At 48.2% G+C, this 23080-nt stretch carries 19 protein-coding genes and 1 tRNA gene; 10 read left to right on the top strand and 10 right to left on the bottom strand.

The window, feature by feature from the left end:
* Positions 1-171: 171 nt before the first annotated feature.
* A complete protein-coding gene (locus tag QOX44_RS06065; protein ID WP_283682115.1) occupies positions 172-1695 on the bottom strand; it encodes a PucR family transcriptional regulator in 1524 nt (507 codons plus the stop codon).
* Positions 1696-1825: 130 nt separating this feature from the next.
* Between QOX44_RS06065 and QOX44_RS06060 the strand changes: the two genes are divergently transcribed.
* Positions 1826-3178 carry an aminomethyl transferase family protein gene (locus tag QOX44_RS06060; protein WP_283682114.1) on the top strand — a complete coding sequence of 451 codons (1353 nt, stop codon included), beginning with the start codon at positions 1826-1828 and terminating at the stop codon, positions 3176-3178.
* 125 nt (positions 3179-3303) lie between these two features.
* Here the strand turns inward: QOX44_RS06060 and QOX44_RS06055 are convergent, their stop codons facing one another.
* Complete coding sequence (locus QOX44_RS06055; RefSeq protein WP_283682113.1) at positions 3304-4476, bottom strand: NAD(P)-dependent malic enzyme; 1173 nt, start codon at positions 4474-4476, stop codon at positions 3304-3306.
* Positions 4477-4703: 227 nt separating this feature from the next.
* Between QOX44_RS06055 and QOX44_RS06050 the strand changes: the two genes are divergently transcribed.
* Positions 4704-6173 carry a MotA/TolQ/ExbB proton channel family protein gene (locus QOX44_RS06050; RefSeq protein WP_283682112.1) on the top strand — a complete coding sequence of 490 codons (1470 nt, stop codon included), beginning with the start codon at positions 4704-4706 and terminating at the stop codon, positions 6171-6173.
* 26 nt (positions 6174-6199) lie between these two features.
* Entirely contained in the window at positions 6200-7207 is a 1008-nt protein-coding gene (locus QOX44_RS06045; protein ID WP_283682111.1) for an OmpA family protein, read from the top strand.
* A gap of 114 nt (positions 7208-7321) precedes the next feature.
* Here QOX44_RS06045 and QOX44_RS06040 read toward each other — a convergent pair.
* Positions 7322-7392, bottom strand: a tRNA-Gly gene (locus QOX44_RS06040).
* A gap of 268 nt (positions 7393-7660) precedes the next feature.
* Between QOX44_RS06040 and QOX44_RS06035 the strand changes: the two genes are divergently transcribed.
* From QOX44_RS06035 to QOX44_RS06020, 4 genes are all read left to right on the top strand, one after another.
* Entirely contained in the window at positions 7661-8116 is a 456-nt protein-coding gene (locus QOX44_RS06035; RefSeq protein WP_283682110.1) for a hypothetical protein, read from the top strand.
* A complete protein-coding gene (locus QOX44_RS06030) occupies positions 8113-8919 on the top strand; it encodes a serine/threonine protein kinase (RefSeq protein ID WP_283682109.1) in 807 nt (268 codons plus the stop codon). The genes QOX44_RS06035 and QOX44_RS06030 overlap by 4 nt, the downstream gene beginning before the upstream one ends.
* A gap of 259 nt (positions 8920-9178) precedes the next feature.
* The gene (locus tag QOX44_RS06025) at positions 9179-11050 is read left to right on the top strand and encodes an ABC-F family ATP-binding cassette domain-containing protein (protein WP_283682108.1); all 1872 of its coding nucleotides are present in this window, start codon (positions 9179-9181) and stop codon (positions 11048-11050) included.
* Positions 11051-11070: 20 nt separating this feature from the next.
* Positions 11071-11487, top strand: coding sequence for a hypothetical protein (locus QOX44_RS06020; RefSeq protein WP_283682107.1), 417 nt, complete (start codon positions 11071-11073; stop codon positions 11485-11487).
* Between the two features lie 165 nt (positions 11488-11652).
* Here the strand turns inward: QOX44_RS06020 and rd are convergent, their stop codons facing one another.
* Positions 11653-11811: a rubredoxin gene (gene rd / locus QOX44_RS06015; protein WP_283682177.1), complete on the bottom strand. Its 159-nt coding sequence runs from the start codon at positions 11809-11811 to the stop codon at positions 11653-11655.
* 219 nt (positions 11812-12030) lie between these two features.
* Between rd and deoC the strand changes: the two genes are divergently transcribed.
* On the top strand, positions 12031-12693 hold the full coding sequence (gene deoC, locus QOX44_RS06010) for a deoxyribose-phosphate aldolase (protein WP_283682105.1): 663 nt from the start codon (positions 12031-12033) through the stop codon (positions 12691-12693).
* 58 nt (positions 12694-12751) lie between these two features.
* On the opposite strand, the gene QOX44_RS06005 is transcribed toward deoC, so the two are convergent.
* Positions 12752-13858, bottom strand: coding sequence for an aminoglycoside phosphotransferase family protein (locus QOX44_RS06005; protein ID WP_331488337.1), 1107 nt, complete (start codon positions 13856-13858; stop codon positions 12752-12754).
* A gap of 355 nt (positions 13859-14213) precedes the next feature.
* On the opposite strand from QOX44_RS06005, the gene QOX44_RS06000 reads away from it, so the two are divergent.
* The gene (locus QOX44_RS06000; RefSeq protein ID WP_283682103.1) at positions 14214-15134 is read left to right on the top strand and encodes an AraC family transcriptional regulator; all 921 of its coding nucleotides are present in this window, start codon (positions 14214-14216) and stop codon (positions 15132-15134) included.
* Between the two features lie 12 nt (positions 15135-15146).
* Here the strand turns inward: QOX44_RS06000 and cysK are convergent, their stop codons facing one another.
* On the bottom strand, positions 15147-16079 hold the full coding sequence (cysK, locus tag QOX44_RS05995) for a cysteine synthase A (RefSeq protein WP_283682101.1): 933 nt from the start codon (positions 16077-16079) through the stop codon (positions 15147-15149).
* A 181-nt stretch (positions 16080-16260) separates the two neighbouring features.
* Between cysK and QOX44_RS18070 the strand changes: the two genes are divergently transcribed.
* A complete protein-coding gene (locus QOX44_RS18070) occupies positions 16261-17604 on the top strand; it encodes a DUF1294 domain-containing protein (RefSeq protein WP_331488336.1) in 1344 nt (447 codons plus the stop codon).
* A gap of 130 nt (positions 17605-17734) precedes the next feature.
* Here the strand turns inward: QOX44_RS18070 and aspS are convergent, their stop codons facing one another.
* From aspS to hemZ, 4 genes are read right to left on the bottom strand one after another with little or no spacing between them, the layout of a single operon-like run.
* Positions 17735-19534: an aspartate--tRNA ligase gene (aspS, locus tag QOX44_RS05985; RefSeq protein ID WP_283682099.1), complete on the bottom strand. Its 1800-nt coding sequence runs from the start codon at positions 19532-19534 to the stop codon at positions 17735-17737.
* A 54-nt stretch (positions 19535-19588) separates the two neighbouring features.
* Complete coding sequence (gene hisS, locus QOX44_RS05980) at positions 19589-20839, bottom strand: histidine--tRNA ligase (protein WP_283682097.1); 1251 nt, start codon at positions 20837-20839, stop codon at positions 19589-19591.
* A 44-nt stretch (positions 20840-20883) separates the two neighbouring features.
* Entirely contained in the window at positions 20884-21531 is a 648-nt protein-coding gene (locus QOX44_RS05975) for an HD-GYP domain-containing protein (protein WP_283682095.1), read from the bottom strand.
* A complete protein-coding gene (gene hemZ / locus QOX44_RS05970) occupies positions 21512-23080 on the bottom strand; it encodes a coproporphyrinogen dehydrogenase HemZ (protein WP_283682175.1) in 1569 nt (522 codons plus the stop codon). Before hemZ ends, QOX44_RS05975 begins: the two co-directional genes overlap by 20 nt.

Here is a 23080-nt window from a genome sequence, read left to right as displayed (position 1 = left end):
ACTCCTGTACTACAGCTATGCTACCACACAGTCCCATCCGTGTCTATTGACACATTAAGAAAAAGTAAAGATCGATTTTTGTATATTTCGCACAAAAATTCGCTGTTATATTTACTGTTCCAGCATACCCATTCAGAACCTGCGCTGTTGGAACAATAGCCGCAAAACGTGTTATATCTCTCCTGCAATATAGCACGACAAAAGCAGCCCCATGAGTTCATCGTCTGTCAGATATTCAAAACGCACATCTAATATTTCTTCCAATCGATCCAATCGATAAATCAGGGTATTTCTGTGCATTCCAAGTGCCTTTGCCGCATGTGCAATACTCCGGCCATTTGCAAGAAATGATTTGAGACAGTCAGGCAATACCTGATCTGACTTTTTCCTGCTTTCCTTCAACATTAAAATCGCCGGATGACAATATTTTCGTACTTCTTCCTTTCGCCCGAGCGCATTTATAATGTGTTTCACTTGCACATCTTTATATTTCAGGATTCTCAAATTTCCTTCTTCTGAATCTTCATTTTGATAAGCAAATGATGCCGCATAACAGCTCTGTTCACAAAAATACTGGCTATTTTCAAGCCCTCTAAACGAATAACTCACTCCACAATAAAAATCATATTGCAAAAGAAATTTCTGTAATGTTTCTCTCTGCCTTTTGCTATCCAGATCGTAGTCCAATTTTCGTACTGCAATTATGATCTGCTTATTATAAAGCCCTGTCACCGATTTAGGAAACTGCATATGAATCAGATTCATAAAAGAAGATAGTTCCATTTCCGAATGCGCCATATCTGGAAAGTCAAACGCAATCAGATAAAAAATATCCTCTGATTTCCAATGATATTTGTTTAACAATTTACGAATTGCATTTACATCATAGTCCCTATTCACCAGACGATTAAATGCTGTAGTAATGATTGTTCCTGATTCAACCGCATTGTACTGTGTACGAAAATAGAGTTCAAGCATATCGCGGATCATCTCCATAATCGCAATCTGCCCCTTTGAAAATGGTCCATTATTATCCAGTGCACCAATCGAACCGATTACGAGGTTCTGATCATATAAATTAATAGCATAATAAACATGCTGAGAATCTTTTTCCGGTCGAAACAAAACATGTCTGTGGCCTGCCAAATCCATCTGACTGCGGATTTTTTTCCATTCTTTAGGAGAATAAAAATCATAAATATTTAAATAGTTCCCATTCATAGTATCCCAGATCGTTCCTTTCGGAATCGTCTCATATCCCTTAGATCGTACAAGGATAAAACCATTGCCATCCATTAAACTAAATGGATTACGCACTTTAGTGGCCATAAGATCAATAATGGACTGTATATCTTCTCTTTCTAACATTTTCAACAAAATCTGTTCCTTCCAAAATGAAAATTCATCCATAATACTGCTGATCATTTGAATAACCATTTCACTTTTGCTCATTTCAGCTCCACAAAAGATATAACAATACCCTGCTTTAAGTCCATTTTCTATCAAGATATCCAGCAATTCCTCATTTCTTTTGTCAAATACCCATATATTTAAAGAAATATCCTGTATTTCAAACTGTTTTTTGTCATATGGATACACAGCACCCTGAATAAGCCCTTCAGATTGTTGCCTGTTTTCAACTGTTATTCCTTTTTCCTTCAGTTTTTCAATGATTATAGACAGACTAAGCTTCATAATATCCCCTTTTCGGTTAAAAATAACTAAAATTGCTTCTTAATCATTATAATACAACCATTTCTTTTTACATACAATCCGTATAAAATGAAGTCATCAAATAAAATCAATCACATTATGGAGGGAAAAAATGGCAGAAATAATGAATCCAGCATTAGAAGGCGCAACATTATTCATACCGCAGGGACCTGACTACATAGCTCCCTATTCATATACTGGTGTTGATGATGAAATCAAAGCATATCAGACAAGCGCCTGGATCGGCACAGCGCTTATGACATCGCCAATTTATGATGTGTGCGGGCCGGACGCAGCAAAATTATTAGGTCAGGTATGTACAAACGATTTTTCAACACTGGGAATGAATGGACTCCGACATGCTGTTATGTGTAATGAAAAAGGACAGATTTTAACAGATGGTGTTGTTATTCGCATTGAGGAGGAACGTTACAGAACTTATTGGCTAGACCCTGTCATCTCCTACTATGTCACTTCATCTGATCTCAATGTATACGGAAAAGTAATGACAGGAAAAGAATATTTCATTCAGATTGCAGGTGAAAAATCTCTTGAGATTCTTGAAAACGCGTTCCAGGCCAATCTGCACGATATCAAATTCGCAAAACACAGAATTCAGGACGTTAACGGAAAAAATATTCGTATTATTCGTCTTGGGATGTCTGGAAACCTTGCATATGAAATTCATGGTGATATGGAAGATTATGCTGAAATCTACAACCTGGTATGGGATGCCGGTAAAAAATTCGGTGCAAGAAAGCTTGGACTTCAGGCCTACAATCTGTTCAACCATACAGAAGCCGGTTTTCCAAACATTAATCTTCATTACCCTCTGCCCTGGTTTGAGACAAGTGAAGAAATGTCAAAGTACATGTATAGCGTACCCCATCTTTCTTTCTTCAACTTAAACCGCAGAATTTTCGGAAGTGTCGGCGACGAACTTCAAACACGCTTTGTGACACCTTATGATGTTGGTTGGGATTTTCTTGTAAAGAATAATCATGATTTCATTGGTAAAGAAGCACTGATAGAAATTTCAAAAAAGCCTTCCAGAACTTGCGTAACGCTGGAATGGAATGCCGAAGATGTCGCTAAAGTATTCGCAACAATGATCCAGCCCGGCGATGAACCATGCGAAGATATTTCAAAACCATCTGATACAGGCTATAATCTCTGCGTTCGAGAATTTCGTTTCGAATACAGGGCGGATAAAGTATTTGCCGGCAATAAGGAAATCGGCATTACATCCGGACGAATCATTTCCTATACATACAATAGTATGATCTCCCTTGGATTTATCGCACCGGAATATGCAGCCAAAGGTACCGAATTGGAAATTCTCTGGGGTACGCCTGGTACTCGTCAGATGAAGATTCGTGCAAAAGTAACAAACCTGCCTTATAATCAGGATTATATCCGTAATGAAAACCGGGATGTTTCTGATATTCCAGTTTTTAAAAAATAATTTTTATTGATGCACAATCTCGGTTTCTATTAAATTTATAAAGACCTGTAGAGTATTTATGAAAACATGTCATCATTACTCCACAGGTCTTTGTAGTTTTTTAAAGTCTTACTGTCAATCCTTCCTTAAATGCGTGCCACGCCGCTCTTCACTGCCGCCTCTGCAACTGCCTTTGCGACTGCATCCTTTACACGGTTGTCAAATGCTGCCGGAAGAATATAATCCGCACTGAGCTCTTCCTCACTTACAAGCTCTGCGATCGCACGTGCTGCGGCGATCTTCATCTCATCGTTGATATCAGATGCGCGCACATCAAGCGCACCGCGGAAGATTCCCGGGAACGCCAGCACATTGTTGACCTGGTTCGGGAAATCGCTGCGTCCTGTTGATACGACTGCTGCTCCGCCTGCCTTTGCCTCATCCGGGAAAATCTCCGGCGTTGGATTCGCACATGCGAAAATAATCGGATCCTTTGCCATCGTCTGCACCATTTCCTTAGTCAGAGTACCCGGAGCAGAAACACCGATAAATACGTCGGCGCCCTTGATCACCTCTTCGAGTGTCCCCTTCTCGCAGTTCTGGTTTGTGATCTCCGCCATCTCCTGCTTGATCGCATTGAGTCCTTCACGTCCTTTATAGATCGCGCCTGTGCGGTCTGTCATGATCACATTCTTCAAGCCCATGCTCATCAGCAGGCGGATGATCGCGATACCTGCGGCACCTGCTCCGCTTGTGACGATTTTTACCTCGCTGATATCCTTCCCGACGAACTTCAGCGCATTCAGAAGACCTGCCAGAGTGATCACTGCCGTACCGTGCTGATCATCGTGGAAGATCGGAATATCGCAGCGCTCTTTTAACTTCTTCTCAATCTCAAAGCAGCGCGGCGCACTGATATCCTCAAGGTTGACACCGCCAAAGCTGCCTGCGAGCAAAGCTACTGTATTTACAATCTCATCTACATCCTTGCTGCGCACGCAAAGCGGGATCGCATCTACATCGCCAAATGCTTTAAACAGCACACATTTTCCTTCCATAACCGGCATACCTGCCTCCGGTCCGATATCCCCAAGGCCAAGCACTGCTGTTCCATCTGTCACCACTGCAACTGTATTCCAGCGGCGTGTCAGGTCATAGCTCTTGCTGACATCCTTCTGTATCTCAAGACACGGCTGGGCAACGCCTGGAGTATAAGCAAGTGAAAGTGCTTCCTTGCTGTCAACCGCTGCTCTCGGTGTCATCTCAATCTTTCCCTTCCATTCTTCATGAAGCCTTAAAGATTCTTTTGCGTAATCCATTGTCCTTTTCCTCCTGCCATGATCTTTATGTTTCATTCTGCCCTCTTCTTAGTACCTGTCCGGGCATTTTTATCAGTTTCATTTCTATTTTACCTTTTTTTCTACCGCCGTCAACACTTCTTTTTGTGATTCGTATTTTTTTCTTAAAATTTTCAGTTTCGCTTTACGGCAAAGATTTCTTTTCTTATAATTAATTGTATAAAATCTTCAAAAAAGGGGGCGTTTTTTTGTACATCAGAAGATCTATTTCTGTCCTTGCCGCTGCTGTTTCGATCGGCATCTGCATCTTTATCACCTATATCAGCCGGGATGTGGAGTTTTCGACGATCCTGTTTAATCTGTCTTTTCTTGCTATTATGCTTGCTATGATCGCAGCCGCCTGCCTGATCGGTCTGCGCCGGCTGATCCAGGACTGCCGCGCGCTCAGACGTGCTGCCGAGTCCCTCAAAGACGGCAGCGCACAGCTTCTGCCGGACGGCACAGGTGATGCTCCGCTCTTTGACAACGCATTTCTTGACAGCTGCTACAGCCAGTACTGCCAGATGTCGCACAGCAACCCTGATGTCTCCTGCGACATTGCAGGTTTTATCAACGAAGATGTGATCGAAGAGCATGCGCATCGGAGTCTGCTTGAACTGATACCGGATATCCTGACAAGCCTGGGCATCCTCGGCACCTTTGTCGGGCTCGTTATGGGACTGCGCGAATTTGACCCGTCCGGTTATGAACAGATGGCCGGTTCTATCACTCCCCTGATCAACGGCATCAAGGTAGCCTTTATCACCTCTATCTACGGTATTTCGCTTTCACTCGCCTTCTCCTTTAACCTGCGCAGTGAATTTGCGAACCTCTCCGCACAGATTGAGGAATTTCTCGATACCTTTTACCTGTATGTAAAGCCTCCCTATGAGATGGATTCCCTCTCCAGGCTGCTGGAGGGACAGAAGTCACGGGAGGATATGGCACATGACCTCACTGCCGTTTTCGTCGAACAGATGGGAAAGAGCTTTGAGGAAGCGATCACGCCGGCATATGACCGCATGACAGAGGGGATCCGGCACATCGTAGATACTTTTACCCAAAATCAGGCACAGGTGATGACACAGATCTGCGAAACCGTTTCCCGCCAGATGAAAGAAGAGCTGCGCGAGGATTTTTCGCAGCTTCACAGCACTGTCACCCAGCTTCAGCAGGCTCAGGCATCCTGCACGGATTTTATGGATCACTCGCTGTCCCGCATACAGCAGGCATTTGTCACTATGAAGGAAAATATGGAGCAGACGGAGACATACTATGCCAAAACGATCCAACAGCTCTCTGACGCTCAGTCAGATGCTCTGCGTATCAATCAGGAGCAGATGCAGACCTATCAGGAATACGTCCGTTTTCTGTATGAATCCATCGAGCAGTTCTCCAGCGTCTGGGAAGCAAACAGTGCTCAGCTAAAGGAATATTCTGACAAGATCTCAGATATGGGTCCTGTCCGCTCCAATCTCCTGCTGCGCGAGAGCCTTGACCGCATTTCGGCTCAGTTAAAGGAGATCCAGAAGCATCAGCTTGCTTCTGATCTGAATGCAGAGCTTACCGCAGCCAATGATTCTCAGACAGCCATGCTCTCAAAGACACTGCGCAAGCTGGATGAGCTTGCAGATATAATAGAAACCCCGCGGCTCTTCCGGGGCATGCGCAGAAAATAGCAGTTTTAAAAAACGAGGGATATCCAATGTATAAGAAACGAAAGAAAACCTATGAGCGTCACAATATCTGGCGCTCCTACTCAGATATGATGGCCGGACTGCTCCTGCTCTTCGTACTTGTCCTGTGTATTTCCTTTATGCAGGCACAGAAAAATTATCAGGAAGCGCTTGCCGAAAAAGCCGCGCATCAGCTCACACAGGATCAGCTGCTCGCCGAGCTCCAGGAGCGCGAAGCGCTGCTTGCAACGCAGCAGACGGAACTGGACGAGCAGAATTCCCTGCTTGCCAGTCAGCAAAATGATCTGGATGAACAGGCAGCGCTTCTTGCCAGCCAGCAACAAGACCTCGATGAGCAGTCTGCGCTCGTCCTTTCCCAGCAAAAAGAACTCGAAAAGCAGAATGCCCTGATGGCGCAGCAGCAGGCGGCGCTCGATGAACAGGAAAATCTGATGGCGCAGCAGCAGCAGAAAATCGAGCAGATCATTGGCATCAAAGCAGATCTGATCTCTGATCTGAAACAGGAGTTTGACCAGCAAAGTCTAAACGTTGTGATCGATGAGACAGATGGGTCGATTGCCCTCGACTCCAATGTTCTCTTTGCCTACAATGAGAGTGTACTGACCGAAGAGGGCAACGCTATGCTCGGAGAAATCCTTCCGGTCTACTGCAAGGTACTGATGTCTGAAAAATACCAGAGCTATCTTGCGGAAGTCCGCATTGACGGCTACACAGATACGGACGGCGATTATCTCTACAACCTGCAGCTCTCCCAGGAGCGTGCGCTTGCAGTAGCAAACTATCTGTTCGTGAACGCCGCTTCTTTCCTTACCGGCGAAGAGCAGGAACAGCTCAAGGCCCGTCTCACTGCCAATGGGCACTCCATGAGCAATCCCGTGTACGATGAGAATGGTCAGATCAACATGGATGCCTCACGCCGCGTAGAGATCAAATTCAGCTTAAAAGACGAAGAAATGATCAATGAACTAAAGCAGGTCATGGATCAGGCATCGCAAAAGACACAGGCCGAAAACTGATCGATCGACGTTCCGGGCACCGCACAAGATCTTCTTTGCAAAGTAAAATACTCTGAAGGCCGGGAATCCCCGACTTTCAGAGTACAGATCAGACGCTGCCCCAGGCAGCAAAAAAGCGGGTGATGGGAATCGAACCCACGTATCCAGCTTGGAAGGCTGGTGTTCTACCATTGAACTACACCCGCATGATACCGAAGCTTTTCAGCTTACAGCAACTATTCTGTTTGACAACGGTGATATTCTATCTCAGTTTTTCTTTTTTGTCAAGCCCTAATTTTATCTTTTTTTCAGTCACCTGCCTGTGTTCTTATAGTAGACTTTTAGCTCTATGATTTCAAACAAATTGTCTCTCCCTTCTGCATGTGATATAATTTTTACAACTAATAATACTGTGCAGTGCATGTCTTCACGTTTCTGTTAGTTTATTATGAAGATAAAGCTGAGGTGATTTTTATGAAAAACCAGCAAAAAAACGGACTGACCACTTCGCAGCTTCTCTCTATTATCAAAAAATCAGGACATTTTTCAGAAGTGACCGCAGCCTACCACGATAAAGAGACCGAACCTGTTTTCTGTCATTTTCTCTATCATCTGATGGATAAATACGCAAAGACCCCGAAGGAGATCATCAGTGCCAGCGGGATTGAGCGCTCCTATTTCTATCATATCCTGAGTGGTCAGAAAACACCCGGACGCAACATCATCCTTCGGATCTGCCTGTGTCTGCCGGCCACACTCAGCGAGACAAACCAGCTGCTGCGTCTGGCACATCAGGGTACACTGTACGCCAAGGTTCGACGCGATGCGGCTGTTATTTTTGCGATCGAGAAGAAATATACCATGCAGCAGACGAACGACTTTCTGATCAGCGAGCAGGAACTTCCTCTGTACAGGGAGGAGCACTCATGAAGAGATTCCCGGAGCATATCCCAAGGATCCTCCCGCCAGCGCTCTCCCGTACCTACACGATCCGTTCCTGTCTGAAATATACAAAGCAGTCCGCTACTTATCTGCTGTCTACCAGAGCCTCAGCTCAGGAATACCTGCTGAAAACGGCCGTTCCTTCCGTCTATTCGGACATGCTGGCCAATGAAAAAAAGATTTTGGAGCATATCCACAGATCCTCTGACAGCGTGTTTGCGTGCGCATTCCCGCTTCCGGTCTATCTGGCTGTCCACAGAGGGATCACGTATTATATCCGTACCTACATCCCGGGTCAGACACTGGAAGATCTGTGTGAGATTAATTATACCAGACCCGGTATCGATCCCGATCTGGCTCTGGAGTACGTAATCTCGCTGACCAGACTGCTCCAGTTCATGCACAGCATGGAGCCCCCGCTCATCCACCGGGACATTAAGCCGCAAAATGTCGTCATTGATCCCGATGGCGGCTGTCATTTTATAGATCTGGGGATCTCGCAGCTTTACCGGACGGAGCTGTCCGATGATATTACCATCATGGGCACAAAGCTCACCGCGCCTCCGGAGCAGTTTCGCTGCCATCACACCGATATCCGCAGCGATCTGTATTCTCTCGGTATCCTTTTTTACTACTGTCTCACCGGAGAATACAAGGTAACGGATGCAATCCTCGACGAGCTTGGGCCGCATCTGGCACATATCATCCAGAAAGTGACGCGTCCCTGCCCAAAGGAGCGCTATCAGAGCGCCGCAGAGCTTCTGGCTGCGCTTCAAAGCGCCCGTACCTAATATGATTTTCCCCCTCAAAGCAGGAACAGCGAGGTGACCCTTTGCGTCCCCCGCTGCTTTCCTGTTTTTCTTTTCCCTTCTTTTTTTATTTCTTTTGAAATTCTGGTGCCAATTTTCCCCAAAATGCGGTATACTGGCTATAGCCTTTTATGACAATACAAAGGGAATCTGGCGCGCATCAGGATGCGACCCGGTGCCGGAAGCTCAAAGCATACTTCCGCACCGTTTTTATATTATACAGACTGAGGAGATATTTACTATGAATCTGCTGACAGCCGAACATCTGACCAAAATCTTCACCCAGCGCGTTCTTCTTGACGATGCTGATTTTTCCATCAATGAAGGAGAAAAAATCGGCATCATCGGTATCAATGGAACCGGAAAATCGACGCTTCTGCGTATCATCGCCGGTCTCGAAGAGCCTGATCAGGGTACCGTGACCCGGGGACGCAATATAACAGTCCGTTATCTTCCGCAAAGCCCCGTTTTTGACGAGGGAGCTACTGTTCTGGACGCGATCTTAAAAAATAATGTAAACAGCATGAATGAATGGAGCGCCAAGAGCGATGCGCTCGCAGCGATCAACCGGCTCGGGCTTCCGCCTGCTTGCGAAAAAGTCTCCCACCTTTCCGGCGGGCAGCGAAAAAGGATCGCACTGGCCAACGCTGTCCTTGCCCCGGTTGATATTCTCATCCTTGATGAGCCGACAAACCATCTCGACAGCGAGATGGCCGGATGGCTGGAAAACTACCTCGTTGATTTTCGCGGAGCGATCGTGATGGTCACACATGACCGCTATTTTCTTGACAGCATCGCGACCCGGATCGTAGAGATCGACAAAGGACGGCTCTACAGCTATCCCGGTGATTACGCCAGCTATCTGGCGCTCAGATCCGAACGCCAGGATATGGAGATTGCTTCGGAACGCAAGCGCCAGAGCCTGCTGCGTACAGAGCTTGCATGGCTTGCCAGAGGGGCGCGCGCACGTTCTACAAAGCAAAAAGCGCACATCGACCGTATCCGTGCCATGCAGGCAGTACAGGCTCCCACAGAAGACGCCCGCATACAGTTAAGCTCTGTGAGCAGCCGCATGGGGCGCACGACGATCGAGCTTGACCATATCTGCAAATCCTACGGAGAGAACTGCCTGATCCGGGACTATACCTATATTTTTCTGCGCAATGACCGTATCGGCATCACAGGTCCTAATGGATGCGGAAAAAGCACTCTGCTCAAAATCATCAACCAGATCATCCCACCAGATGAGGGTACTGTGACGATCGGGCAGACGATCCGTATCGGCTACTTCTCACAGGAGAGTGAGGATATGGACACCTCTCTTACCGCGATTGAATATGTCCGGGAGGTCGGAGAATACATCCAGACCGCCGATGGACGCATCACTGCCTCTCAGATGATGGAGCGCTTTCTGTTTGACGGGACCATGCAGTGGTCCAAAATCGAAAAGCTCTCCGGCGGTGAAAAACGCCGTCTTTATCTGATGCGCGTACTGATGAGCGGACCAAATGTACTGATCCTCGATGAGCCGACCAATGATCTGGATATCCAGACACTTGAGATCCTCGAGGAATATCTGGATCACTTTGACGGCATCGTCATCACAGTATCGCATGACCGCTACTTTCTGGATCGTGTCGCACGCCGGATGTTCGCTTTTGAAGGAAACGGATCCATCCGCCAGTACGAGGGCGGATACTCCGATTATCTGAATGCACGCAGCCAGGAGACCTCTGCCGGAACGTACGCACGAAAAACAGAGGCAAACGCTCTTTTGGGACAGTCATCACTGGCAGATACCGCTGATAGCGCTGAGAGTATGGCGCCTCCAAAAACAGTCTCCGACAGCCGGAGCACCTGGGGCGGCACAAAAAAGCTGAAGTTCTCTTTTAAAGAACAAAAAGAATTCGAGGTGATCGACAGTGAGATCGCCGCACTGGAGGAACAGCTTGCCGCGCTGGAGTCAAAAGAAGCCGCCGCTGCCACCGATTATGGAAAGCTGAATCAGATCCTTCTCGAAAAAGAACAGGTACAGCTGCAGCTCGATCAGAAGCTGGAGCGCTGGGTCTATTTAAACGAGCTGCATGAAAAAATCTTGTCAGGTTCTGACTGATACGTTTAGGAGGATGAGTTATGGATTGGAAAAAGACTTGCTTTTTGTCACTGGATCGTGAAAAAATGTTTGAAACTCCCCAGCACCGCACACGGTTCAAAGAGCTTTTCGACTGTTACTGCCATTACCCCTTTTTCACAAAAGGGCTGTGCAAATGCATCTATCTGGCTGCATGGGATGAAAAGCATTTCTGCATCATGCTTGAGACACTGACAGAACTAAGCCTCGGCAGAGAAAAAGACACAAAAGAAATGAGTATTAAGGGCGAGGCGCTTACAGAAGAGCATACCGATGGTGAATACTACATCTATCTTCTCTCCGGTGCACTGCTCAATGATGAGCCATACGACACAGCTCTGCCGCCTGACCTCGATCAGGAGTCCCGGCACATCATCTCCCGCGCACTGCACGCCTCGCAGATCATTGACAGTCTGTAATACAGAGCACACTTTTGCCGCGCAGGTGTATACTACAAAGCAGAAAAACGGGAGGCCACAGAGCGTATCGAAAAAGATACTCCGCAGCCTCCCGCCTGTTTTCCTGCAAACACGCCATCCCCTGCAGCCTGGCAGGTCAGCAAAACTCTGCAGGTAGCTTATGCATTACGCTTCTTCAAACTCATCCTTGCCTACGCCGCAGATCGGGCACACCCAGTCTTCCGGAAGGTCTTCAAATGCTGTTCCCGGAGCAATCCCGTTATCCGGATCACCTACTGCCGGATCATACTCATATCCACACGGTCCACATACATATTTCTTCATATTCATTTACCTTGCCTTTCTTAGATTATTTATTCCTGCTGTGCCTCCTGCACAGGGCTGTGCCGGATCACACAGACAGAGTCTTTTCATAACAATAGTATTATAAACATTTTCCCTGCAATTCGCAACTCCTTTTGTTGTAAAATATCCTGTTTTGTGTTAGTATAACCTATCGGACACAAAAAGCGTTTCATCTCCAAATATAGAAAGGATATTCTCATGGAACACTCAGAAATCTTAAAAAAAGTAGACCACACCCTGCTGTCTCAGACTGCTACATGGGCAGAGATCCAGGCGATCTGTGACGATGCGATCGCATATGGCACTGCCTCCGTCTGTATCCCGCCCTCCTATGTAAAGCGCGCAAAAAGCTATGTGGGCGACAGGATAGCCATCTGCACAGTCATCGGCTTTCCAAACGGATACAGTACTACTCCGGTAAAGGTTTTCGAAACACAATCTGCACTGGGCGACGGCGCAGATGAGATCGATATGGTGATCAATCTCGGAGATGTCAAGGACCGGAATTTTGATGCGATCGAGGAGGAGATCCGCATGATCAAGGAAGTCTGCGGCGACAAGATCCTCAAAGTGATCATTGAGACCTGCCTGCTGACCGACGGCGAAAAGATCAAGCTCTGCCAGATCGTAACAGCTGCCGGAGCGGATTATATCAAAACTTCTACCGGCTTCTCGACTGCCGGTGCTACATTTGACGACGTCGCATTATTTGCAGAGCATGTGCATGGCGGCGTCAGGATCAAGGCAGCCGGAGGCATCAGTTCCTTTGCAGATGCAGAAAAATTCATCTGTCTCGGAGCGGACCGTCTGGGGACGAGCCGGCTTGTCAAGCTGGAAAAGGCTGAGAATGATCCTGCCTGACATAAAAGACTCCCTTCTCAGAAAGCAGCACGTCATGCAGCTTCTGAGAAGGGAGTTTTTATTTGTATTTGCGCACGATCGCCTGCAGCTCTTCCAGCTTGTCTTCCATATCCTTCACAAGCTTAAACTGGGTTCTTGCACGGTCCAGATTGTGTCCTTCCCGGTGGATCTTAAAGTAATGATCTCCCTCCAGATAATCTGTCAGGAACCGCATTCCGCACTCAAACGTCATCAGGATCGCGCCGTACGGAAGCGCCTCGATCTCTGCATCTGTGAGCGCTCCTGCACATCCCTCGATAAAGCCCTTCGCGTACAGCTCATACAGATGCAGATCGCACCACACCTTGGAAAGATCCGGCTCATCTTCTGCCCCTGTGCTCGCGCCAAAGCGGATCGAGTCGCCGAAATCATTGACTGCAAGCCCCGGCATTACAGTGTCAAGGTCGATCACACAGATCGCCCTGCGTGTCCGGGTGTCGATCATGATGTTATTCAGTTTTGTGTCATTGTGTGTTACACGCAGAGGGAGTGTGCCGTCTGCCTGCATATCGCACAGCTTATGCGCCAGTTCTTCGCGGTCAAGTACAAACTGGATATCTGCCGCAACCTCTGCTGCGCGATGGCACACATCCGCCTCCAGAGCTGCCTGAAATTTTGCAAAACGATCTACTGTATTGTGGAAATCCGGGATCGTCTCATGAAGTGTATCTGCCGGATAGTCCGCAAGCATTCTCTGAAAATGTCCAAATGCGACAGCACTCTGATAGAAATCCTCTTCCTTTTCTACCTGATCATACGTCACCGCACCCTCAATAAAATGATACGTTCTCCAGTAGTCACCCGTTGAATCCACGTAAAATGACGATCCGTCATTTGTTGGCACAAGATTTAAGGTCTCCCTTTCCGGATCCCCTCCGGCTTCCTGGATCTTTTTCCGCAGCCAGGCAGTCACATGGCTTACATTTTCCATCAGCTCCTCCGGCTTTTTGAAAATGTCCTTATTCATTTTCTGGAGAATAAATCTCTTTTCCCCTGCTTCATCCTCATACGTCAGGCGATACGTGTCATTAATATGTCCGCTCCCGTACACAATACATTCCTTCGGCTGTGTCCCCGGAAGTGAAAAATTTTCTATGACTTCTTTTATGATCTCCTTGTTTTCCACAAAAGTTCCCTCCCATTTTTTCTTCCGTACTCCGCCCTGTCAGCTGATCACGGTCTTTGTTGATTCCATTATATCATTTAATAATAATTAATATTTGCACGATTCTTCTTTTGCTTTACATTAAATATAAAAGACTTTCTCTGCTTCTCTGGCTTTGCACTACTCTTAGCGTCAGTGAACAGAAGCGTGTTGCCCCTTGTCCACTGACGCTACAATTCTTTTTTGCATAATCAGCCTTTTATTTTATCCTATTATTCTCTGTAGTTCAAAAATCTTTGCAATTTTGCTATAATTTACTGGAATATTCGATCATTTTATGACAGGGCGCTGCCCATACATACGAGAAGGAGTCCATATGGCATACAAAAGTATTCCTCTTAAAACGGATCTTGAGATAGAAGATATTTTCACGGTTCATTACTTTGAGTACCGCAGTGATTTTCATTTTGCAGGAGAGCGTCACGATTTCTGGGAATTCCAATGTGTCGATAAAGGCGAGGCGCAGGTCCGCACCGATCACAGCGTACATCATCTGAACCGCGGGCAGATCATCTTTCACAAGCCAAACGAATTTCACACAATGACCGCGACCGGAAAAACTGCTCCGAATATCATGGTGGTATCTTTTTCATGTCACTCACCGTATATGAGCTTTTTTGAGGGGAAGGTACTCACACTCTCTGATACGGAACGCAGCCTGCTGGGCTCCCTGATCGCAGAAGCGCGCCGCTGCATCTCCTCCCCTCTGGATGATCCGTACCTGGAAGAAATGGCGACGCGCTCTGACAGTGTGTTCGGCGCACAGCAGCTCATCCGTCTGTATCTCGAACAGCTGCTCATATCCATGATCCGCAGAAATATGCTGCAAAAGCCCTATATACAGATAGAAAGCCCTGCCGATCCTCCGCATTCTGCGACGTACAATAAGATTCTGTTTTACCTGCAGGAGCACATCCAGCAGTACGTGTCGATCGAAGAAATCTGTCACGATAATCTGATCGGACGCTCCCAGCTTCAAAAGCTGTTCCGGGAGCAGCATCACTGCGGCGTGATCGAATTCTTTTCACGAATGAAGATCGAATTTGCCAAGCAGCTGATCCGCGAAAATCAGATGAACTTTACTCAGATTTCCGATTTTCTCGGGTATTCCTCGATCCACTATTTCTCCCGGCAGTTCAAGAAAATATCCGGGATGACCCCCTCCGAATACGCCACCTCGATCAAAGCGCGTTCAGAGCGGCTGGGGCGCAGCGAAGCGGATCGTACCTCCCTTTAATTCTTTGCATACCTATTCTGTAAAAAGCGGCGTTGAAAAGTATCTGTCTCCTCCATCCGGGATCAGGGCAACGATCGTCCGCCCTTTATTTTCCGGACGCTTTGCCAGACATATAGCTGCATGCAGCGCCGCTCCCGATGATATTCCGATCAGTATCCCCTCTTTTTTCGCAAACAGTCTTCCCGCTGCGTAGGCATCTTCTGTCTCTACCGGGATGATCTCATCATATATCGATCTGTTGAGGATCTCCGGCACAAAATTCGCACCGATCCCCTGTATCCCGTGTGCCCCGCTCCTTCCTTCTGAGAGCATCGGGGAAGAGGCAGGCTCCACTGCGACTATCCGGATCTGCGGGTTCTTTTCTTTCAGATATTCTCCTACTCCCGTCAGTGTACCGCCTGTTCCGACTCCGGCCACAAAAATATCAACTGCGCCTTCTGTATCCTCCCAGATCTCCGGTCCCGTCGTGCGCCTGTGCGCCTGCGGATTCGCCGGATTTACAAACTGGCCCGCCAGAAAGCTTCCCGGTATCTCCTGCGCAAGCTCTTTCGCTTTTGCTATCGCCCCAGACATCCCCTCTGCTCCCTCTGTCAGTACGATCTGCGCTCCATATGCTTTCAGGATATTTCTGCGCTCCACACTCATCGTCTCCGGCATGGTCAGGATCACCCGGTATCCGCGCACTGCCGCGATCGCCGCCAGCCCGATCCCTGTATTTCCAGAGGTCGGTTCAATGATCACAGAGCCGCTGTGCAGTTTTCCGCTGCGCTCCGCCTCCTCTATCATAGACAGTGCAACTCTGTCCTTGACGCTCCCGGCCGGATTAAAGCCCTCCAGCTTCACCAGAATCCTTGCTGTAAGCGCCAGCTCTCTGCGCAGCCGGTCAGCTTCCAGAAGCGGCGTATGTCCGATCAGTTCCAACGCATTTTGATAAATATTCCCCATCACTATACCTCCTACTTTTCCTACTGATATACTATGTTTAAACATTATACGGATTCTCTGCTCTTTTGTCAATAAGCGATTCCATCCTTTTGATTTTTGGCAAACAGTTCACAAGATTTGACAATTGCATCATTTTATATTAAAATGATACAATATCTTGCACTTATTGTTGGAGGGATTTATGCAGACATTACTTATTATTTACATCATCGCGATAAATCTGATCGGATTTTTCATTATGGGGATCGACAAAAGCAAGGCGCGCAGAAACAAATGGCGTGTGCCGGAAAAAACGCTCTTTCTCATCGCTCTCGCCTTTGGCAGCATCGGTATTCTGACCGGTATGTACGTATTCCGCCACAAGACCAGACATGCCACATTCCGGTTCGGGATCCCGGCGATCCTCATTTTGCAGGTAGCCCTTATCGTACTGATCTTTTCATGGAATCTGAGACGCCTGGGACGCCCCCAGAAGGCCGTGCGCAGCGAGCTCGAGCGCATCCAGGAGCTCGACCCGGATACGATACAGGCCTTCGTCTCCTACGAAAATCTTATAAATTCTAACCTCACCTCCGGTACAGTCAACGATAAAACTGTCGAAGCAGTCAGCCTCTTTTTCAAAAATTTTAACTACAAAATCCAACAGGAACAGACCGATCACGACAAAGCGACCGTCACCGTCCAGATTACCAATATAGACATGTATGCTCTGGCCCAGGATCTGTGCCGCGCTATTTTAGAAGAATCTGTCGATATTTACAAGGATCCCTCTGAGCCGCAGACAGATAACTACTACGATCTGCTGTATCACATGCTGTCCTCTCATACGTACGAGACGACTGATACGACCGCCGTTTTTCATCTGCAAAAGGACGAGTCCGGCTGGGTCATCCTTGCTGACCGCGCGCTGGAGGATGCACTCGTAAGCGGTTTCATTTCCTATATCAATGATCCTCACATCCTCCCGGTCTCTGAGATCCTGTCCATTCATCTGGACGCGTTTTGTGAGCTGACCGATGAGCAATGGAAGGATTACCTCAAAATCAATGATGTTTTTTGCACCTACAACGAGGAATATGCTCCGAAAATCGATGCAGAATATCTCCGCCAGCTTGCGCAGGCCTTTGATTATGAGATTATCCGCTGTCAGGAAGACGGAAATACCGCACAGGCCGTTGTGCGTATCCGCAGTATTGATATGGAAAATGTCCTTTCCATATATAAAGAAAAGCTGCTGGCTTACGCTGCCACGACACGCTCCCTGCGCGATGACAGTATCTCTTTCTCCAATGAGACTTCCCGTCTGCTCCTGGAAGCTTTGCAGGAAAATGACCAGACGACCGCTACAGACATTACTATGACCTTTCACAATAATGGCACGCTGTGGGAGATCCAGTTTGATGATGCCTTTACAAACGCTCTGATGGGTGACATGCGCGGAGCGATCGATGATTTCAATGAGGTCACAAAAGAGTCTCTCATCATGAATCCATCTTCACAGAGCGCCTCGTATCCCGCTTCCTGATGACAGATCCAAAAAGCTGCTGCACCACACATATACCAACAGATGTGTGATACAGCAGCTTTTCTTTTTCTGCATTTATGTTCTTGTCTTTTTATACTCGTTTATAGTCTTTTATGACTGTGTACGATCTTTATTCCTGCGTCTCTTCGGACCTTGTACATGCAAGGCAGAGCTCTGCGAGCTGCTTTTCATCGACTGGTCCCGGCGCCTCTGTCATAAGGTCTGACGCATCCTTTACTTTCGGGAACGCGATGACCTCACGGATGCTGTCGCAGCCTGCCATCAGCATGATCAGACGGTCAAGCCCAAATGCCAGACCTGCGTGAGGCGGCACTCCGTATTTAAACGCATTCATCAGGAATCCGAACTGCTCCTGCGCCTGTTCCTTTGTAAAACCAAGCATATCAAACATCTTGCTCTGGATGTCATTCTGGAAGATACGCACGCTTCCTCCGCCAAGCTCTGTTCCGTTTAAGACGATGTCGTATGCCTTTGCACGCACTGCTCCCGGATCGCTGTCCAGTTTGTCCAGATCCTCTTCCATAAGCATAGTGAACGGATGGTGCATGGCCACGTAGCGCTTTTCCTCCTCATCCCACTCAAGCAGCGGGAACTCTGTCACCCAGAGGAACTTGAAGTCATCTTTTTTAAGAAGCCCCAGGTTCTTTGCGATCTCAATACGAAGCGCACCGAGCACATCCCATACGACTTTATTTTTATCAGCGGCAAACAGCAGAAGATCTCCCGGCTTTCCTTCCATTGCAGCTACGAGCGCATCAAGCTCCTGCTCCGTCATAAACTTCGCAAAGGAAGATTTATACGTGCCGTCCTCATTGATCGCAAGGTAGGCAAGTCCCTTTGCCCCGTATCCCTTTGCAAACTCAACGAGCGCGTCGATCTTCTTGCGCGGCATATGCCCCTGGCCCTGCGCATTGATACCGCGCACGCTGCCTCCTGCTGCAAGCGCATTCGTAAATACAGAGAATCCACAGTCCTTTACAACCTCTGATACATTGTGAAGCTCCATCCCAAAACGCAGATCCGGCTTGTCCGAACCAAAGCGGTCCATCGCCTCCTGCCACGTCATCCTCTGGATCGGAAGCTGTACATCCACACCGAGGATCTCCTTAAAAATGCGGGCAAGCAGACGCTCATTGACATCTATCACATCATCCACATCTACAAAAGAGAGTTCCATGTCGATCTGAGTAAACTCCGGCTGACGGTCCGCGCGCAGGTCCTCATCGCGGAAACACTTTGCGATCTGGAAATAGCGGTCGTATCCAGAACACATCAAAAGCTGCTTAAACAGCTGCGGAGACTGCGGCAGCGCATAGAAGCTGCCCGGATGTACACGGCTTGGCACAAGATAATCTCTCGCCCCCTCCGGCGTACTCTTGATGAGGATCGGCGTCTCGATCTCCAGAAAGCCCTCATCGGTCAGGAATTTGCGCACCTCTGTCGTCACCTTACTTCTGAGCATCAGGTTTCTCTGGATATCCGGTCTGCGAAGATCCAGAAAACGGTATTTCAGACGAAGCTCTTCCTTTGTCTGGCTGTTTTCCTCAATCGGGAACGGCGGCGTCTCGGATTCAGACAGAATACGCAGCTGTGTCGCACGCAGCTCGATCTCTCCTGTCTTGAGATTCTCATTGACAGCGCCCTCTCTTGGCTCGATCCGTCCTACGACAGCGATCACGTACTCGCTGCGGAGCGTTCCCGCCTTTTCAAAGCCCTCTGCCCCAATATCCTTCTCATCAAAGATCACCTGCAACAGCCCCGAACGGTCACGCAGATCTACAAACACCAGACTTCCCAGATTTCTTCTCTTCTGCACCCATCCCATGACAGTAACTGTACTGCCGCAGTCCGCCTTTGAAACCTCTGTACAGCGGTGGGTTCTTTTCAAACCTTTCATAGCTTCGGCCATTTTCTCATTCCTCCTACGTTTTATACAGAATCGCTTTCTTTCTACTGGCTGATATCACTGTTTCATGATATACGCCGCAATACCGTCAAGAGCCACCTCGACCTGCTCTCCTGTCTCCATATCCTTGATCTTCACACAGTTGTCTTCAAGCTCCTGCGTACCAATGATCACCGTCTTTTTCGCCCCAAGCTTATTCGCATATTTCATCTGGGCTTTTACGCTGCGGTCCATATAATCTGTCTCTGCGATGATCCCCTGGCGGCGCAGCCCATCGACGATCCGGTATGCGCGTCCGCGCGCTTCTTTTCCGAGAATGCCCACATACAGCTCTACCGGATCTGCCGGCGGGAATTCGATCCCCTCTTTTTCCATAAAGTAAAGGATGCGCTCGATCCCCATGCCAAATCCAACTGCAGGAATATCCTGCTTTTCATCGATCTCATGCACGAGCCCGTCATACCGGCCGCCGCCGCACAGAGTAAAGCCGTTGGAATCCACAAACTCAAATACTGTCTTTGTATAGTAATCAAGACCGCGTACGATACCGGTGTCGATCGTATATTCAATACCGAGCTCGTCGAGCAGCGCCTTCAGCTCCTCAAAGTGTGCCCGGCACTCCTCGTCCAGATAATCGATCGTGCGCGGCGCGTTGGCTACGATCTTCTTGCACGCATCGACCTTGCAGTCGATCACACGCAGAGGATTCTTCTGCATACGCTCCCGGCATGTCGGACAAAGGCTGTCCTCATGCTCCTTCAAATAGGCAAGCAGCGCCTCATTATATGTCTTGCGGCAATTTTTGCAGCCAATGCTGTTGATATGCAGCTTTGCATCCCGAAGCCCCAGCTTTGCGATCAGCTCTGTGATCAGAGTGATCAGCTCCACCTCAGCAAGCGGGCTTGCGGAACCGACAAATTCTACCCCGAACTGATGGTGCTGACGCAGTCTGCCGCTTTGAGGCTTCTCATAGCGGAATGCCTGCGTCACATAGTACAGCTTCGTCGGTCCCGGCTGGGCATACATATTATGCTCCAGATAGGCGCGGATCGCTCCTGCCGTCCCTTCCGGCTTCAGTGTGATGCTTCTGCCGCCCTTATCCTCAAATGTGTACATTTCCTTTTGCACAACATCGGTCGTCTCACCGACGCCGCGCGCAAAGAGCACCGTATGCTCAAACATCGGCGTAATGATCTCGCTCATGTGGTACGTCTTTGCGATCTCCCGCGCTGTCTTCTCGACGATCGCGCGCTTGCGCATATCCTCTCCGTACCAGTCCTGCACGCCTCTGGGTGCCTGTGTTATCATAATCTCTCCTCCTCATATAAGGTATCCCGGCATCTGCCGTGTGGTTACGCATCCTCCAGGAAGGAACGTTCTCCTCCAAATGCCTGCTCCAGTCTCTGTGCCAGAGCGGATGTGTCCAGTATCTGTTCCAGATCTGCCGTATGTACTACATTCATAAATGCCAGAAATACCTGAATATCAAAATTTTTTGATTCCTCTATCATCATCTGCATCGCTGTCTGTACATCAAACGCACTGCGATACGGGCGGTCCGAGGTCAGAGCTGCAAAAACATCACAGACCCGGATGACCCGCGCCCCAAACGGGATCTCCTCCCGCGTCAGATTCATGGGATATCCCGATCCGTCACAGTTCTCATGATGCGATTTTACCATATCAACAATTTTCTGAGAATACCCTTTTTGGGAAAGGATGTCGGCGCCAAGCGCAGAATGTCTGCGGACATAGCGCATCTCTTCGATGATCAGCGTCTCCTGCTCCTTGCCTGTGACGTACTGAGCCAGCTCCAGCTTTCCGATATCGTGCAAAAAGCCGGCTACTGCCAGGTCATGACAATCCTCCTGCGAAAGCCCGAGCTCCTTTGCTACCAGACAGGCGAGATTGCTGACGGTCACTCCATGCGCGATCTCATTGACAACGCTTGGACGGATGATGCGGTACTTTTTTCTGTACTCATGATGCGTTCCACTCATGCAGTCCCGCCCTCTTTCTCTCTATCATCTCATCAATACGTTCGATATAATTTTTGATATCTTTGACATTCTCGATCCGCTCGATACGGTCCTTTGCCCATACAAGCTTCGTAGAAGCGCCCGCCCCCAGTGCCAGGATACTCTGCAGCTCTTCCATGATCAGGATATTGTAAATGCCTTCCCGACCTTCCTTTGCATATCCGACGTTTTCAAAGTTTCCGGCCATATTTTTCTGCCGGTACAGATAATATGGATACAGCCCAAGCTTCTGTGCGTATTCTGCAGTCATATCCATGATCTGTGCATTATTTGTCATCGTCATTTCTTTATGCTCTTCCTTAAACAGGCGCAGTCTGGCAGCCCGCTTTACAGCGAGAGAATGTACGGTAATGCTGTCAGGATCCAGTCTGGAGACCTCCTGCATCGTATGCTCTACCTCTGCCCGCTCCTCTCCCGGCAGACCCACGATCAGATCCATATTGATGTTGTCAAACCCCAGCTCTCTTGCCAGATAAAATGCCTCTTCTGTCTGCTCTACGGTATGTCTGCGTCCGATCAGATCAAGCGTTTTCTGGTTCATGGTCTGAGGGTTGATCGAGATCCTGGAAATCCCGTGCGCACGCAGCACCTCAAGCTTTTCTTTCGTAATACTGTCCGGTCTGCCTGCCTCCACGGTAAATTCTCTCAGCTTATCAAAGCAGAACCTCTGCTCCAGCTTCGTAAGCAGACGATCCATCTGGTATGGCTCCAGCGTCGTTGGCGTACCGCCGCCGATATAGACGGTATTAAGCTCTTTCCCTGCAAATGCTTCTGAAGCATAATCAATCTCTTTGCAAAGTGCGTCGAGGTAAGTATCTACCTGATCCCTCCACAGATGCAGCGGACTGGAGCTAAAAGAGCAGTACAGGCAGATGCTCGGACAAAACGGGATCCCCACATACAGGCTGTATCCATTTTTAAAATTAATGTCCTGCATGATATGGCGCTCCCGGTTCGCGATCATAATGGCAAGCGCCGTCTTTTCCCGGCTCGTATAGTAAGTGTCCCGCATATATTGTGCGATCTGTGAATTTTTCCAGCCCTGCTCCAGAAGCGACATCGGTATTTTGGTCGGACGTATGCCGGTCAGATTTCCCCACGGAAGCTCTGCTCCCGTATACCGCACGAGCAGCTGGTATAAAAGCTTTTTCAGGATATTTTTGATTTCTTTGCGCTGTGTCCCCGGCTCTACGGACACCTCGTCAAAAAGCATAACGCCCTGCGCAGTCTCAAAGCGCACCGAGATCCCCGAAATGTCGTCCTTGGAAATACGCTGTTCCTCTCCCGTATCTGCGCTTTTGCAGTCTGCTTCACATGCTTCCGGCAAAAAGCAGATCACCAGCCGCAGCGGCTCCTGATCTGATCCTTTTCCCTGTATGTCCCGGTCTGTCTGCATCTCCTTTGCAGAACCGACACAGGAAATATGTACCTCCTGCTCCGGATAAAACGCCTTGACGAGCGAGTGTACATCGTATTCAAAATTCTGTCTGTTTAACTGTACTGTAATCAT

It is taken from the genome of Parablautia sp. Marseille-Q6255 (assembly GCF_951230155.1).
Taxonomy (GTDB): Bacteria; Bacillota; Clostridia; order Lachnospirales; family Lachnospiraceae; genus Choladousia.
This window is presented reverse-complemented; position numbering and strand designations above follow the sequence as displayed.